This window comes from Bacillus infantis NRRL B-14911 (assembly GCF_000473245.1).
In the GTDB taxonomy this organism is placed as follows: domain Bacteria; phylum Bacillota; class Bacilli; order Bacillales; family Cytobacillaceae; genus Bacillus_AB; species Bacillus_AB infantis.
In genome coordinates this window covers 502,470-518,008 of the sequence record NC_022524.1, presented here as the reverse complement: position 1 = coordinate 518,008, position 15,539 = coordinate 502,470, and the positions used below count along the sequence as shown (strand labels likewise).

Sequence of the window (15,539 nt, the reverse complement as noted above, 5' to 3'; positions counted from 1 at the left end):
TCTCAGGAATTTAATCCTGAGATGCTCCGTGTATCGAAACAAACTGATTTATTACATCCATCACTTTAATTAGACTGAAATACCATAACCGGACCTTTCCAAAGATTACTCTCCAATATTTCCTCTTGATATGAAGAGTCTATAGTAAACTCAGCAATCACCTTTTTCCAAAAAGCATATGCCGGTTTATTTTCAGAGGTTTGCCTCACTTCCCAAACACCTTTAAACTGTTCGAATATAGAAAAAGCAACATGCCTGCCAATGCCTCTGCCTCTAAACTTTCGCATGATGAAAAAATTGCTTATTACGTTTGTTTTTTTCTCGTTGCTCAGTTTTGTAAATTCTCTTGGTACATCAAGAATGACTAATACGAACCCTGCTATTTCCCCATCAACTTTAACTATAAACGGACGGCGGTACTCTTCTGTCCATTGATGATCCAGGTATTTATATGAATATAAACCATGCTGACTTAAAACGTGGCCATCAACCTCACTGCTGTCATAACGATATAACTGAATCAAATTAGATAGTACCGTTTTATCTTCATAAGGACAAAGTAATAAGGTTACGTTCATTTGGTATCCTCCCATAATAAGCCAAGGGGATAAGCCAAGGGGACAGGTCCCTTGGCCCAGCTTAAAAAGAGCCAAGGGACCTGTCCCCGTGTTTTTTTTACTCAATGACCTGTCACCCGAAGAATTCATCTTTAAGAATGCTCATCCTCAGACGGTCAACAAATTCTCCATTTCTCAATCTATCCTGCCTCAGGATACCCTCTTCTTTATATCCTGCTCGACTATATGACTTAATTGCTTTTTCATTATCCACTTCTACCCTAAGCCAAATCTTATTTAAGCCTAATTCATTAAAGCCAACCTTCAGCATTTCTTGCATAGCTGCTAAACCAAACCCCTTATGCCAGTAATCTTTATCACCGATGGCTATTCCCAGTTCAGCATGTTTATTCAATTGATCTATATTCTTCAAATCTACCCAGCCAATATGCCTTCCTTCTTCCGTCATAATCGCTCTTTGTTCATAGCCATTCGTTCGGTTCATACACATTTCAACCCACGTCTTTGTCTCTTCCCTGCTAAACGGCGGATATCTGCTTGGCATATTCAGATGCTTTATAACCTCTCTATCCAGACACCATTTATAACGGTCCTCAACATCATCAAGAGATAATTCCCTAAGTATTACTCTGGGTAACTGATGGCTTTCCAAACTTTCCAACTCCCACTAAAGATTTTATGTATATTTCTCTCTTCTTAAAAGCTTTTCCTAGTCTAAAATCTGACCCTTTTATTAGCCACCTAAACTGGCAGCTGTAGTTGAGCAACATTCTACCGATTCCAAATTCTATTAACCTCTTTCAGATCCCTTTTATCAAAAGTTAACTTGTAGACATCTGGCATATTAAGATCTTTCCAAAAACTAAAACCATATTTTTCATCAAAGTAATTCATAATCAGTACCATTATATTGCCATGTGTTCCTACTGCAATATTTTTACCCTCATATGTTTCTAATACCTTTAGTGTTGCCTCAATCCCCCGTTTCTGGGCATCGATATTAGATTCTCCGCCTTCCCAAGAAAAAGAAGGTTCCTCCCATACCTTTGTAATAGCTAGATTAAAGTCCTCAACAGGTTTTGCAGATAAGTTCCGTTCTTTAAAACCATCTTCAATTATTACCTCTTGACCTATCACTTTAGCGACTCCCTCAACCGTTTGAACAGACCTCCTGTATGGACTGGAAATGACAATATCGATGTTTTCTTTCTCAAGAATGCCATTGATCCTTTCTGCATCAGCAAAGCCTCTGCTAGATAAAGGCCTTGCTAATTCGTCAGGTGTATATGTGGAATGTGCATGACGTACGAAGTATAAATTCGTTGGCAAAATTGTTCATCCTCTCCTCTGCCAAGGGGACAGACCCCTTGGTTCTAAAGCGTATTGGTCTGCAAATGGTATCGAGAAAAAGGAGGTGGCAGCTTTTCAGGCAATCCCCAAATAATTTCACCTGGAAATTTTATTGACTTGTTTTGTTATATCATCTAAAACCTTTTCAGAATCGGCCAGTGTAAAGTTCTCGTTGATAAGAAAATCTATGAAATAGGTTCCTTCATTCAACTTAAAGCTTACCATCACAAGTTCATTGTCTCTTTGGATATGTTCATACTGCATGGAGATTCCATTGAGTTCTCTTTCCTTTACGTTATCCCCTTCAAAGAATAAATGGTTAGGGCGGTATTGAAGGCTAAATGCCCTTTTTCCTTGATAGGGTCCGTACAAAAGGTCTGCACTTTGCTCCTTTTCCCATCTTTCCCGGTTCGTTTCATTAGCGAAAGGTTGATCCCATTTTCCTGTGTTTGTACCATAATCAATCGTCAAATCCACGGCCTCTTTATTAAGCGGATATGATATTGCTGCAAAGTTAATGGAATAGCCTTCTATTTCCGGGATGAACACCGAATGACCAAATTCTTCTGTTGCCTGCTCTTGAATATTTGCTGATACATTATTTATATCTTCTACAAAAGGCTTAACCAGGAGAAAGGAGAACAACAGTACAAAACCTACGGCTAGAGCAGGGAAAATAAATGCTATTCGCTTGGATGGCTTTTCCTCTGGTTTCTTTTTAATACTGGAGGCAAAATGGGCAGCTTCTGTTTCTGATAAGGTAAGCTGGTCAAAGAATTGTTTATCCAGTGCCTGTTTGATCTGCTTTTGGTATTGATCCATTAAAAGTCAAACCTCCTTTTAAGCAAGTCCCTTCCGCGGATTAATCTGGTTTTTACTGTATTCTGCTTTAGGCCAAGGATGATACTTATTTCGGCTGTATCGTAATCTTCATAATAGTATAGGAGGATGACTTCACGATATTTGATTGGAAGATCCATAATGGTCCTGGCGAGCTCCATGTCCCTATCATGATCAAGCACCATTTGTTCTGTATCTCGTTTGGCGGTATCCTCCTTTATTAGATTGGTAAATTGCATTGTCCTGAAATGCCAGCTTTTTAAATAATCCTTTGCTTTATTAACAGCTATTTTAATCAGCCACGTTTTTACTGAGCTTTCTCCTCGAAACTGCTCAAAATTCCGATAGGCAGACCAAAACACTTCCTGAGTAATATCTTCCATTGTGTGATGGTTTCTAACATATGTGTAAACAACTTTCCGGATATCATTTACATATTCTTTAACGATCTCATCGAACTCAACGCTTCCCCCATCTTTAAATGGTTCCACAGCTCAGCCCCCTTTCTTTGGCTTTCAACATAAATGACGAGGCACTATGGGGTTGCGGTTCATAAATGTTCATAAAAAATGCTGTCAGAGACATCTAGTGTGAAATACGACACTCTTAACATCTTCTTCTCATAAAAATGCCCTTTTTACGGAATAAGAAAAGCCGCCTGGTTTGGCAGCTAAACTTTAATAAAATTTTTTAAAATGATCTTTTTCTTCCCAGTCCCTAATAATTTTCAAGCCATCTTCAGATGAAACGGTTAATTGTCCATTGTTTTTAATGACTTCTGCATTAGAACCTTCGCCGAGCTGGATTTCTATAGTATAAGCATAATCAACCGTACCATCTTCATTCTTCTCCGACTCTTTAATCTGAACATTGTTCACCTTAATGGGTTTGTTTGTGCTGGACGCAATTTCCGGTGCAATGCTAAAGACACGATTTGCACTCAATTTCTCCATTGTATCTGTACTTAAATACGGCTTAACGCGTTGAACTATTTCATCATTTGCGGGTGGATCAGATGGCTCCTCAATTGTATACTGTTCCTTTTTATACATTTTCAGCATTTCTAAGACATCATTGTCATTTATGTGATTTTTCGAGCAGCCAAACAGACCTAAAATAAAAACAAGCATAAAGAACTGAACTGATTTCCTAATAAAAATCGCCCTCCTCTTGGAGCCAGGGGGACAGGTCCCCTGGCCCAGTTCCAAAAAGAGCCAAGGTACCTGTCCCCCTGGCTCACCCTAATCCCCAAAAATCAGTCTGGTATAGTGTAAAAAACAATATAAGTATAAATATTAACTCACTGAGTGTTACTTTATAGGCATTGGGATTCTGGGCATACTTCTTTTCCATGACTGCTGTGACTGCTTGAGAAATGACGATAAAAACTGGCAGGAAAAACCACGGCTGTAAAAACCAATACCAGTCTGATGGGTCTCTTGTGATGTTTATCGCATATCCCACCAAGATGCTGGCCATTGATGTAAGCCTGATTGTCCAATCAATCTTCATATGTTTATCATTCACATGGTTATAAGAAAAGGATTTCTTCTTCTCTACTTTAAACCATTTTCTTACTAATATATTGAAGCTAAACAACAATAACAGGACTATAGCTAAAAATAAGGCTAATTTCGCCCCAACAGCAGGTTCAACACCATATCCGTACATAACAAAACCGCCTATCTGAATATTCAATATGCGTTTATAATATCCTTATATAATATACGGTTCATCTGGTGAATAGTTTCAAATTTTCCCTTTTTTATGAATCTGTCCCACTTATGAAAGAAGACAGCTGCATGGCTCTGTCAGCTGCCCCTTCAAGAAACTATATAGAAAAGCCGGATCGCTCAACGACAAATCCTCTGATACGCAATAATTGATGGAATCGTACTGTTAGGGAGTGATTAAATGAGGAAATTATTTATGAGCTTTTTATTGCTATTTTTTCTTTCAGGCTGTGGCGAATATTCTCCTTCTAAGCATGATGTAGTTAATATACATGGAAGCATTGTGAATATTAGTTTACTTGAAAAATTCATAGCAGATGTTTCTTTGAATAAGGACAGTGAAGTCCGGGTAGTAAATTACACAGACGAAGGCGATCCGATTATTCATGACTTAAACTATTCCAATGGTCAATTAACATCGATAAAGGATACAAGAGAAGATGAATTTGGGGATCAATTAGTAAAAGAAGATGTGTGTGAAAGCATAAAGAAATTAGACAAAAATAAACAAACGATTTATCAGTTAGAAGGATGTAAAGACAAGGAAGACGTCATACATGTGACCTACATTATTAATAATTAGAGGCTACACTCTATGGAGCCAGGGGGACAGGTCCCCTGGCCCAATTTCATAAAAAAGAGCCGAGGGGCCTGTCCCCTTGGCTCTATATTTCGATTCTTTCACTTTTTTTAAGTACAGCCATAAACAAAACGGCCAGTGTAAGGCACCCAATTGAATATTGCAGAGGGGAGAGCGGATTTGATCCGACCATGATAGGATAGAAGTACCCGGGAAAGTTCTCAATGATTTTTGAAAGAAACCCATTATGGGTCATTCCTTGGATACTGGCCAGGGCATTGGGGAAAAACAACAGTATGGCTGTTAAAATTCCATATACCGCACCACTGCGAAAGTTATATAAGAATAGCAGATAGCCAATTAAAAAATAGGTCACAACGAGGAGAAAGACATTCACTGAGAAGCCAGCCAGGAAAGAGAGTTCTAAGTCACCGGACACACCCATCATTTTTGCCGCTTGAAACAGCACTATTCCTATCACTGCATAAAGGAAACTTACCGAAATGGCGATAATACCATTAGCGAAAACATAGTTTCTTCTATTCTTCACTGAGTTATTAATCAGAGAAATTGTTCTGGCCGAGTAGTCTCTATTGATAAAGTAAAGCGGCATTAAGACTGCCGCGAGCATGCCAAGCATACAGTAAAAATTTGAAACATGTTTGATGTTGAACGGAGTGCCCCCCTTAAGAATCACGAAACCCATAATCAATGCAGGTACACACGCCCCCAGCAAACCAGCAGCCAGATAGCCATTTTTAAGCAGCTCTTTCAGGTTATAAGCCACATATCTTTTAATACTGATGGTCATGATTTTCACCTCTAAATTTGTTCATATACACACTGCGCAGGGTTTTCTTCTCCGCAGTAAAATCAGTCAGCCGGATGCCCAGGCAATTTAGCATGTGAAAAATCTCAGCGTTTTCCGCAGCTGTTTCAAACTGAATATCTTTGTCGCCCGAATAGATTACCCTGCCGAAATGCTGTTCCGAAGTGAATTCGGCTAAATCATCTGGGTTATCAAAGACTAGCCTGATCATACGCTGCTCTTCCTGTAAAAAGTTCTGCTCAGCAGCAATTGCGCCATCCTCTATGAATAAAACCCGGTCACAGACCGCTTCAATATCCTCAAGCTTGTGGCTGGAAATCAAAATACCGACATTCCGCTCATCAGCCATTTTTCTCAGTTCCTGCAAAACCTCAAAAGAAGTTTCCACATCCATGCCGTTAGTAGGTTCATCTAAAACAATATAGCTTGGATTATTAAGCAGGCTTATGACGATTCCCAGCTTCTGCCGCATTCCAAGCGAGTATTCTTTTACCTTTTTATTCAGCACCTCGAATAAGTGCAGGTTTTTCAAAAGCTCCTCATAATCAGATAGCTTAAAAGTATTTCCGTAAATCCCCGAAAAATAGGTTAAGTGAAACAGTCCCGTTTTATTGCTGAATAGCTTTGGTTCTTCTATTAAGTATCCTACCTGATGATTGTCAGCAACTGATCCCTTATAGGTTTGAACAGTTTGCGCAATAATCCTCATCAGCGTACTTTTTCCAGCGCCATTTCTGCCAACCAGACCAACGATTTCTCCTGGATGTAACTCTAAAGAGAGATTGTGTAAGACTGTTGAACTTCCGTATTGCTTAGTCAGATTACTTATCAGCATCGTTTAACCCTCCATCCTAAACTGGAATTCCTTACGTGAAATCCTTTTTATATTGAGCTGCCAAATAAATGCCGCAAGCCAGAATTGCCAAAGCATATTTAAATAAGAAAAATATATTCCACATATAGTCCCTCGGAAAAATCGTGTCACATATAATAATGGCCATCAGCATAAAGTAACTGCTTTTCAAAAAGATCTTATTTGTCCGTTCATCATCCTGCCCAATCTTCTTGTAAAAAATGTAAGCAAACATGGCACTGCCTATAAGCAGTAAAAAACCGATTCCCACAAGGATATTCCAATTCCCGGAGGATTGTTCTGCCCATGTCTTCAAAGGGTAAAAAAGAGCGTTAGGGATATCTGATATAGACTTAATTTCCATTAGAATCATTTCCTTTCTCATAAGTGAAAATATCGTTTACATCAACCTTAAAAAATTCAGCAATACGAAAAGCCAGCAGCAGCGTGGGAACATAATTCCCTTTTTCCATTACGAAGATGGTTTGTTTAGAGACCCCAACTTGCTCAGCCAATTCTTGCTGAGACATCCTGGCAAGTACCCGGTATTCATAAACCTTATTTGATATGGAGTCACCAAAATCTTTCTTCATGACCATCACCTCTTGAATAAAATATAAACCATTCATATATAAAAGTAAAGTAAACTTATACTTTATTTAATTTAATTTTAATTTAAGTATTAAATACTTTTAGAATGCCAAGGGGTCTGGTCCCCTGGCCCAATCTCAAAAAAAAGCCAAGGGGTCTGGCCCCTTGGCCCAATCTCAAAAAAAGCCAAGGGGTCTGTCCCCCTGGCCCAATCTCAAAAAAAGCCAAGGGGTCTGTCCCCCTGGCCCAATCTCAAAAAAAAGCCAAGGGGTCTGTCCCCTTGGCTTCGCCCCTTGGCTTCTATTTCGCTGAAATCTCGTCTCCTGTAACCCACTGGTGATTTTCCACTTTTTCTCCACCTGTTGTCGGCGTGAAATCAACCATATAAACAGTCGTACTTTCTGCTGAATCAATTACAGCTTTAGCACCCTTCATTCCTTCCATATGCTCTACGTCCAAAGTGACTTCATCTCCCGCTTTATATGGAGAATCTCCAGCATCTTTTATATCCTCTTGGATGATCCACTTATGATTTTCCACCTTCTCCCCACCAGTTGTTGGCGTATAAGAAACGGCATATACTGTTGTGTCATAGGCACCGGAAACTTCTGCTTCAGCACCTTCCATTCCATCCATATGGCCGGTTTCTAAAATAACTGTGCTTCCGACTGGATATGTGGGATTATCTGCTTCTTTTAGCCCTTCAGGCACTTCCCCGGAACTAGAATGGTTCATTTCCGAATGCTCTGAATGATCCGTCTGCCCCTCTTTAGTTTCATTATTGTGATTCTCTGTGCTTGAATCATTTCCGCAGCCGCTTAGGCCAATAACTGCAGCAAGGCTAAGAACACTAATTAGTTTTTTCTTCATTCAATTCACTCCTCAATATCAGTTGTTATATATTATACCCCCATACGGTATAAAATAAATATAAGAATTATGAATTATTTTTGAACTGCATTGTCCTGTTTGTCATATAAAAAAAGCCGCCTGAACTGGCAGCTGAATACAAAATACCTATTCACAATTCATCTCAAACCCTTAAACCCATGCTTTTCAAAAATCTTGATTGACGTTTCATTTTGCAGATAATCGTAAAATAAATGGGCTTCTTCAGGATGGGCACTATCCTTAATCACACCAACAGGATAAATGATAGGAGCATGGGCATCCTCTTCCGCAGTTGCTGCAATCTTTACCTTTTGCGAAACCATGGCATCTGTTTTATAGACGATGCCTGCGTCAACATTGTTTGTTTCTACATATGTAAGGACCTGCCTGACATCCTTCGCATAAACAACTTGGCCTTCGATAGATTTCCATACATTTAAATATTCCAGTGTATCCTTGGCATATTGTCCTGCGGGCACAGCCTCCGGGGTGCCAATTGAGATTTTATCAGCATTAGCGAGGTCTTCAAATGATTGAATGTTTTTATTAGAATTCTTTGGCACGACCAGCACAAGGTCATTTCCGACCAGATCTAATCCGTCGGCACTATCAATTACCCCATCCTCTACCAGTTTATCGAATTTATCTTCTGCCGCTGAGAAAAAAAGATCAACCGGTGCTCCTTGGGATATTTGCTGCTGGAGTGCCCCTGAACCCCCAAAGTTAAAGTTGACTGTCACATTAGGATGTTCTTTTTCAAAAGAGGCTTTAATATCATCTAGAGCATCTTGAAGGCTTGCCGCCGCAGAAACTGTCAATTCCTCTTTCTTCTCCCTGCCGCCCTCTTGTCCATCCTCAGCTTCATTACCCGAACACCCTGCCATCACTCCAAAAAGCAGCAGGACATAAAATAAAATAACAAATTGCTTTTTCATATATTTCTTCCTTTCCAACTAAACAAAACTATTCATACATAATCATAACTATTTATGGCCGGAAAGGCCAAGGGGACAGGTCCCTCGGCCCAAAAGAGCCAAGGGACCTGTCCCCTTGGTTCTTCCTTGGAAAAATTTGTGCTGAATTGAGAAATAAATAAGTATAATTATGATGCAGAAGAGGTGGTCTTTTGGTAAACGCAATAATAAGTATAACGTCTCTTATATTAATCAGTATGGGTATATTACACGTTTTTTGGGCATTTGGGGGTAAGTGGGGAGTAAATTTGGTGCTTCCAACTAAGGATGATGGTCAATTGCGAGTTTTACAGCCAAGAATGGCAGGCACACTTTTTATCTGGCTGCTTTGCTTTTTTTGCATCTGTACTTTTATTAGTTCATGCAGATCTGCTCACCATCATCAAATCCTCCACTCTTTCAAAATGGCTTTGTATAGCTGGTGGAACTGTGTTCCTGCTTCGCGCTATTGAAAAAGGCCAGGGGGACAGACCCCTTGGCTCAAAAAAGCCACGGGACCTGTCCCCTTGGTTCAAGAATATACTTTGACATAGAAAACAAATTCATAAAGCTTTCGCTGGAGGAGCTGTTCACCAGCCGTATTCATATCCATAACAAAAGTGTATGTTCCCGGAGACAGGTTTGGAAGCAAGTAACTGGCTGAAGGGCTTATTATTGTACTTTTTGAGGTAAGATCCCTTTTAAAAACCTCATTAGAAAAAACGGCTTCTGTTCCCATGCCTCCTATACCAGTCCCGCCTAAGTCAAGAATAGCTTCATACGTATAATAATTTGCTGTAGCGTTAGAAATAAACTCCATTCTAAAAGATCCTGTAAGTTCTAAAGTTGTATTTTTTGTAAGAGTTATAGCAGGCAAAAGGGGGATTGTAATAATTTCCCGCTCTCCTCCAGGTACAGTTATATTTGCATTACGGAAAATTTGGCTTCTTATATCCATTAAAGTTACAGGTCCCTGTGGCCCTTGGTTTCCTTGTAGTCCTTGAACTCCTTGTGTGCCTTGATCTCCCTGCGGTCCTTGAACCCCTTGTGTACCTTGATCTCCCTGCGGTCCTTGAACCCCTTGTGGACCTTGATCTCCCTGCGGTCCCAGAACTCCTTGTGTGCCTTGATCCCCTTGCGGTCCTTGAATTCCTTGTGTGCCTTGAGCTCCTTGCGGTCCTTGAATTCCTTGCTGGCCCTGATCTCCTTGCGGTCCTTGAACCCCTTGTGTGCCTTGGTCTCCTTGTGGTCCTTGAACCCCTTGCTGGCCCTGATCTCCCTGCGGTCCTTGAACCCCTTGTGTGCCTTGGTCTCCTTGTGGTCCTTGAACCCCTTGTGTGCCTTGAGCTCCTTGCGGTCCTTTAATTCCTTGTGTGCCTTGAGCTCCTTGCGGCCCCGATGCTCCTTGGGGACCTGTTTCAGATCCCAAAAGCTCTGAAGAAACAAGGCGGTGAATGTCAATTAATTCCCCGGCATTATTTTTCCCCCAAACTGAGATTTCCGTGTCCTCTTCCCCTGGGCCGTTTGCAATGAATATAAATTCAAATGCGTTAAGGTTGGCATAGTAATCCTTAGTAATCACCTGGTTTGGCGATAAAGAAAACAATTCCAGAACGTATATACTTCTGGTCCCATCTAATCTGTATCCCTGGACTTCTACTGTTGCTGGATTAACAGTATTCCTATTCACAAATCGGATTGTCAGTTTCTGCGTGGCCCGGATACCGTTCACAAGATTATTTTCTATAGGGCCAGTTGATAATATCCGCACTGTACAAACCACCCCTTCTGCTGTATCGTCCTATTCCTGATTTCCGCTTCTAAATACTTGTTGTTATCATATGCAGAATTTTAGAGGTGGACTGGACAAAGAGAGGCAGTTCACCTAATTTCCCTATACAAAAAAGAAACCCGGGAAACATTCCTGCGCTTCTTTAATAAACATTTTTTCACCCAATCAGAATTAGCGATTGCTTACAGAGGCCGCAGGGACAGCTCCCCCGTCCCCGCCTCAAAAAGAGCCAAGGGACCTGTCCCCCTGGCTCATCTTGCACAAAGTATAAAACTATCAAGTGACTTTTCATTAACATTGCTGTGATTCATCAGTTCATAATAGCTGTTCACTAAAGTCTGGATCATTTCAGGTGCTTTTGAAAATTCAGGCCGGATACTGTTCGCATAATCTTTTTCCCATTTGGCATCCTGCAGATAAGACGCATCTACAGTCAATTGTCCCTCAACTGTAAATCCTGCCTCCTTCAGCAGCTCCTGGATACGAGATTTATGAAACAAGTTCTGGATGTTCCCCTCGTTGTCTACAAAATTAGAATATAAAGCGAGAATGGAAGCAGCACAAAAATGGGCACGCTGGTCCATTCTTGTAAAATCCAGGTCCCACTCTGCAAAACAGATCCTTTTTGCCAGCTGTCGCAGCCTTGTAAAAGTGCGGAGCAAGTCCTCCGGACGCTTAAAGTACCAGGAGCAATGAGACAGAACTGCCACATCAAAAGGAGCCTCCCCTGTAAAGTCTTCAAGATCGGCTTCAAAGTGAAAAGATACCCGGCTCCCTAAGGAGGATTTCTTAATTCTTTCTGCAGCTTCCCCCAAAGTGAACGGCGCCCCATATTCCGGACTGGCTACATCCATCGCCACCACAAATCCGTCATTCCCTACTGCATCTGCAAGAGCCGCCGTTGTATCTCCTTGCCCGCATCCTACCTCAAGCACACGCATGCCTTCCTTGATCTGAAAGGCAGCAGCCAGATCCAGCCGGTGCTGCAGCTGGATTTGCTGTACAGTATCCTCTTCAAAGAGTTTATATTTCTTGATAAAGGCTTGAGTCATTTCATTGATCTCGAATTTTATCATTCATCTGCCTCCTAGAGGCCATGGGGACAGACCCCCCGGCCCAATTTCAAAAAAGAGCCACGGGGTCTGTCCCCTTGGTTCTTCTAATAAATAGTTGGCACCATTCCTCCGTCCATACGGATAGGGGACCCTTTAAACGCATTTGCATAGGGACTGCAAACAAATGCAGCCAGTCGTCCTATTTCTATTGGTCTGATAAATCGCTGTAACTCGGATTGAGGTAAGTTTAAATTCATAAATTTTTTCTCTTTTTCCGGGAAACTCATATCCTCATCCGGGTAAATCCCATCAATTATTTGATGCACATTTTCAGAGAGTGTCGGTCCTGGCATAATGGTATTGACTGTGACTTCCGTACCTTTTGTTAATTTAGATAAGCTTTTAGACAATGATAATACCATTGATTTTGTCATACAATATTGCGGCATCTGTCCTGAAGGCATAACTGCTTCCTCGCTTGCAATAAAGATAACACGGCCAAAGCCATTATTCAGCATTTGCGGTAAATAAAATTTAGATAATCCATTTGCGGCAAGAACATTTGTCCGGAAGTATTTCTCCCAAACCTCGTCGTCAACGTCCTCATATTCCATGATTTCGTAAATACCCATATTGTTAACTAAAATATCAATATTGGGGTACTTTCTAAACAAGGCTTCTCTTTGATTGCGATCCACTATGTCTGCCGTTGCATTCCCGGGAGCCGTATTCGGGAAATCCAACTTCATTTCATTCACAATTCGCTCTACCTCTTCGCCGTTTCGTCCATTAATCAGTACATTCACACCTTCTTTGGCAAGTTCAATAGCAATTGCTCTCCCAATGCCTCGGGTGGAACCTGTAACTAGAGCTGTTTTATTTTTTAGACCCATGTCCATAAATTTTCCCCCCGCTCGTAATATCGCAATAAAAAGACAAGGTTAATGTATTGAGTTTGCCTCCATATGTTCATTACGCCAATTTGAAGGAGTATCTCCTTCCCAAAGGCGAAAGGCTCGGAAAAATGCATTTTGATCTTCGTAGCCAACCAGGAATGCCACTTCTTTAATATCTATAGAAGGGTTTGATAAATATTTTCGCGCCTGGCTATGCCGAACTTCTGCGAGCAGATGATTGAACCCTGTACCTTCTTCCGTTAGCCGGCGCTGTAAGGTGCGATCACTCATTCCCAGTTCGCCCGCGACTGTATGAATGTTGGGGCGCCCATCTGCTAAGCTGCGTTCAATGATCCACTTAACCACTTCGGTGTTTGAGCGGCTGCGCTGCTGTTCGTTCAATGATTGATCCAATACAGGGGTCAAAGCTTCCAGCAATTCTAAGTTATACGAGATAAAAGGGAGGACCAGGTCTTTTTGATGCAGAGTTAAACGGTTTCTATCTGCTCCAATTCGGATACTGCAGCCGAAATAAGCTTCAAGCGCGTTTACATTGCCCATTGGGTGCGAAAATTCAACGAATCTCGCAATCAAAGGTTTACCTGTGCCTCTTCTCCCTAACTCTATAAGAAATGATAATGTAATGCCTGCCAGCAATGGAGGACCAGATTCACCGGTATGCTGCCATTCCAGATCAATATGGCAATACTCGCCTTCCGTAGTGACAAGTAAGCTTTCGGGAGGACAGAGCTGTTTATATCTGACCATCCGGTTTAGTGCATCGCGATAATCACGCGCATGGTAAGCCGCTAAAACCGCCGGTGGATAATGCGCCGTTTCAAAAACTGTTGTAAGTTTAATGATTCCTTCCGCAATGTCGTCAACCAGGTCTGAATATGCCTGCCAGATTGCAATATACTGAGCAGCAGTAACAACAGGTTCATTCAAGATAGTGAGGGGCACTCGTGCTTTTCGAACCACGTCTTGTGCCGAGATCCCTAATTGCTGTAACCCAGTCCAAAATCCTGCTGGCATCTTAATCCGGGTAAGAGAAGTTATAATCGTCCCTCCTTTGGCCATCTGCACACTTGCAAATTTAATTACCGTTTCAGCTTGTTTAACAGAACAGATATTATATTATCATCCCTAACCTGCCCTGTGACTAGCCAATGGCGACATTCCACTTGCAAACTGCGTCAAATTTAAAAGACCACAGGAACAGGCACTCGGCCCAGGCTAAAAAATGAGCCAAACGGTCTGTCCCCCCGGCCCTGCTCCAAAAAATGAGCCATGGGGTCTGTCCCCCTGGCCCTGTCCCTCCGGCCCTGCTCCAAAAAAGAGCCATGGGGTCTGTCCCTCCGGCTCTGCTCCAAAAAATGAGCCATGGGGTCTGTCCCCCCGGCCCTGCTCCAAAAAAATGAGCCATGGGGTCTGTCCCCCCGGCCCTGCTTCAAAAAAAGAGCCATGGGGTCTGTCCCCCTGGCTCAAACCTTAATGTTACGCCCCTTCCACTTCACTGAGTGGAATATGTTGACGCGGATGAAGGAGTATAGATAGATTCCTGCGAAGAACATGAACAATACCGGGTAGAAAGGGAAGATCGCCCATCTGAAGTTGCCGACTCTGCGGGCAAACCATGCTGTTTGAATACTGTAGAGTATATACAGTGCTGCACTGAATATTATGGCTGCAGGGTTCCATTCAGTTATCGAAGAGATCAATGCTCCTGCAGCGATGAAGCTGCCGGCAATCCAGAAGATGACCATCAGCATGACGGCGGGATGAGTGGATTTGCTGCCGACGGCAAAGCTTTTGCACCAGCCTTCGATAAGGCTGCCCAATCCTTCCGGATACATGCGCAAGGAAATAATCCCTTTGCCGCCGAGGCAGCGGACCGGGAGATCATGCTCCAGAAATGCCTCACCCAGTGCCAGGTCATCCATGATGGCTCCCTCTATTTTTTTATGCCCTCCGCTCAAAAAGTAATCTTCCCGATTGCAAAGAATGCAGGGTCCGAACGAGCCGGCGGTTTTAAATTTTGACCCCCAGATTGTAAATAGATTCATCCCTACCACGACAATGATGTTAAATACAACGGAGAGGTGTTCATACAAGCGCTCAACGGTATGAAAGGGCTGTAATGCCACAATGCCCCTGGCTCCCTTGCCCTGATAGAAATGAAGAAGATTTCTGAGCCCGTCCACGCTGGTGAATTTTGTATCTGCGTCTAAAAATAATAGCCAATGTCCTTTGGCCTGCTCAGCACCCTGCCAGCAGGCTGATGATTTACCCGAGCCTGTATTCTTCAGAATCCTGGCACCATAGCTTTCCGCAACGGCCCTGGTATTGTCCGATGAATCGTCATCAACGACCAGAATTTCAAAGTGTCTGAACCTCTGCTCCTGCAATGACTGCAGAAGCGGTGAAATCCTGCCTTCTTCATTCCTGGCAGGGATAATGATGGACAGAAACGGGAGATCCTCCTTAAGCCTGGAGGAGAAAACAGGGACCGGCAAAGACCAAAACATAATCATGCCAACGATAAATGCCAGAAATCCAATAGCGAGATTAATTGCTTCTGCAGCTGCCATGCCTGCC

Annotated in this window: 21 protein-coding genes; 2 read left to right on the top strand and 19 right to left on the bottom strand. The window is 42.1% G+C overall.

Annotation, left to right across the window (positions count from 1 at the left end; genetic code table 11):
• Positions 1–65: 65 nt before the first annotated feature.
• The 7 genes from N288_RS02860 to N288_RS02830 all read right to left on the bottom strand — a co-directional run bounded on the left by N288_RS02860 (position 66) and on the right by N288_RS02830 (position 4,439).
• Positions 66–578: a GNAT family N-acetyltransferase gene (locus N288_RS02860; RefSeq protein WP_022543331.1), complete on the bottom strand. Its 513-nt coding sequence runs from the start codon at positions 576–578 to the stop codon at positions 66–68.
• A gap of 112 nt (positions 579–690) precedes the next feature.
• On the bottom strand, positions 691–1,239 hold the full coding sequence (locus tag N288_RS02855; RefSeq protein ID WP_009792297.1) for a GNAT family N-acetyltransferase: 549 nt from the start codon (positions 1,237–1,239) through the stop codon (positions 691–693).
• Between the two features lie 110 nt (positions 1,240–1,349).
• Entirely contained in the window at positions 1,350–1,907 is a 558-nt protein-coding gene (locus N288_RS02850) for a histidine phosphatase family protein (protein ID WP_009792298.1), read from the bottom strand.
• A 117-nt stretch (positions 1,908–2,024) separates the two neighbouring features.
• Complete coding sequence (locus N288_RS02845; protein WP_009792299.1) at positions 2,025–2,750, bottom strand: hypothetical protein; 726 nt, start codon at positions 2,748–2,750, stop codon at positions 2,025–2,027.
• Positions 2,750–3,259 (bottom strand): sigma-70 family RNA polymerase sigma factor, encoded by a 510-nt coding sequence (locus N288_RS02840; protein ID WP_009792300.1) that lies wholly within the window; start codon positions 3,257–3,259, stop codon positions 2,750–2,752. Before N288_RS02840 ends, N288_RS02845 begins: the two co-directional genes overlap by 1 nt.
• 186 nt (positions 3,260–3,445) lie before the next feature.
• Positions 3,446–3,829: a hypothetical protein gene (locus N288_RS02835; RefSeq protein ID WP_157638544.1), complete on the bottom strand. Its 384-nt coding sequence runs from the start codon at positions 3,827–3,829 to the stop codon at positions 3,446–3,448.
• A 175-nt stretch (positions 3,830–4,004) separates the two neighbouring features.
• Complete coding sequence (locus tag N288_RS02830) at positions 4,005–4,439, bottom strand: DUF4181 domain-containing protein (RefSeq protein ID WP_022543329.1); 435 nt, start codon at positions 4,437–4,439, stop codon at positions 4,005–4,007.
• A gap of 243 nt (positions 4,440–4,682) precedes the next feature.
• Between N288_RS02830 and N288_RS02825 the strand changes: the two genes are divergently transcribed.
• Positions 4,683–5,084 (top strand): DUF4362 domain-containing protein, encoded by a 402-nt coding sequence (locus N288_RS02825; RefSeq protein WP_009792304.1) that lies wholly within the window; start codon positions 4,683–4,685, stop codon positions 5,082–5,084.
• A gap of 82 nt (positions 5,085–5,166) precedes the next feature.
• Here the strand turns inward: N288_RS02825 and N288_RS02820 are convergent, their stop codons facing one another.
• From N288_RS02820 to modA, 6 genes are all read right to left on the bottom strand, one after another.
• Positions 5,167–5,892, bottom strand: a complete 726-nt coding sequence (locus N288_RS02820; RefSeq protein WP_009792305.1) for an ABC transporter permease — start codon at positions 5,890–5,892, stop codon at positions 5,167–5,169.
• On the bottom strand, positions 5,876–6,745 hold the full coding sequence (locus tag N288_RS02815; protein WP_022543328.1) for an ABC transporter ATP-binding protein: 870 nt from the start codon (positions 6,743–6,745) through the stop codon (positions 5,876–5,878). The genes N288_RS02820 and N288_RS02815 overlap by 17 nt, the downstream gene beginning before the upstream one ends.
• Before the next feature lie 31 nt (positions 6,746–6,776).
• A complete protein-coding gene (locus N288_RS02810) occupies positions 6,777–7,127 on the bottom strand; it encodes a hypothetical protein (RefSeq protein ID WP_009792307.1) in 351 nt (116 codons plus the stop codon).
• Positions 7,117–7,356, bottom strand: coding sequence for a helix-turn-helix transcriptional regulator (locus N288_RS02805; protein ID WP_022543327.1), 240 nt, complete (start codon positions 7,354–7,356; stop codon positions 7,117–7,119). Before N288_RS02805 ends, N288_RS02810 begins: the two co-directional genes overlap by 11 nt.
• A 298-nt stretch (positions 7,357–7,654) precedes the next feature.
• Entirely contained in the window at positions 7,655–8,224 is a 570-nt protein-coding gene (locus N288_RS02800) for a YdhK family protein (protein WP_009792308.1), read from the bottom strand.
• A gap of 158 nt (positions 8,225–8,382) precedes the next feature.
• Positions 8,383–9,180, bottom strand: a complete 798-nt coding sequence (gene modA, locus N288_RS02795) for a molybdate ABC transporter substrate-binding protein (RefSeq protein ID WP_022543325.1) — start codon at positions 9,178–9,180, stop codon at positions 8,383–8,385.
• Between the two features lie 236 nt (positions 9,181–9,416).
• On the opposite strand from modA, the gene N288_RS25795 reads away from it, so the two are divergent.
• The gene (locus N288_RS25795) at positions 9,417–9,671 is read left to right on the top strand and encodes a DUF3995 domain-containing protein (RefSeq protein ID WP_410110754.1); all 255 of its coding nucleotides are present in this window, start codon (positions 9,417–9,419) and stop codon (positions 9,669–9,671) included.
• Between the two features lie 59 nt (positions 9,672–9,730).
• On the opposite strand, the gene N288_RS25470 is transcribed toward N288_RS25795, so the two are convergent.
• The 6 genes from N288_RS25470 to N288_RS02760 all read right to left on the bottom strand — a co-directional run bounded on the left by N288_RS25470 (position 9,731) and on the right by N288_RS02760 (position 15,532).
• Positions 9,731–10,156 carry a hypothetical protein gene (locus N288_RS25470; protein ID WP_009792311.1) on the bottom strand — a complete coding sequence of 142 codons (426 nt, stop codon included), beginning with the start codon at positions 10,154–10,156 and terminating at the stop codon, positions 9,731–9,733.
• 5 nt (positions 10,157–10,161) lie between these two features.
• Positions 10,162–10,659: a hypothetical protein gene (locus tag N288_RS25465; protein ID WP_050767255.1), complete on the bottom strand. Its 498-nt coding sequence runs from the start codon at positions 10,657–10,659 to the stop codon at positions 10,162–10,164.
• A gap of 582 nt (positions 10,660–11,241) precedes the next feature.
• Positions 11,242–12,066: a class I SAM-dependent methyltransferase gene (locus N288_RS02780; RefSeq protein WP_009792313.1), complete on the bottom strand. Its 825-nt coding sequence runs from the start codon at positions 12,064–12,066 to the stop codon at positions 11,242–11,244.
• Between the two features lie 83 nt (positions 12,067–12,149).
• Positions 12,150–12,944 carry an SDR family NAD(P)-dependent oxidoreductase gene (locus N288_RS02775; protein WP_009792314.1) on the bottom strand — a complete coding sequence of 265 codons (795 nt, stop codon included), beginning with the start codon at positions 12,942–12,944 and terminating at the stop codon, positions 12,150–12,152.
• A gap of 42 nt (positions 12,945–12,986) precedes the next feature.
• Positions 12,987–14,021 carry a helix-turn-helix transcriptional regulator gene (locus tag N288_RS02770; RefSeq protein WP_009792315.1) on the bottom strand — a complete coding sequence of 345 codons (1,035 nt, stop codon included), beginning with the start codon at positions 14,019–14,021 and terminating at the stop codon, positions 12,987–12,989.
• Between the two features lie 404 nt (positions 14,022–14,425).
• Entirely contained in the window at positions 14,426–15,532 is a 1,107-nt protein-coding gene (locus N288_RS02760; protein WP_009792317.1) for a glycosyltransferase family 2 protein, read from the bottom strand.
• Between the last annotated feature and the right edge of the window lie 7 nt (positions 15,533–15,539).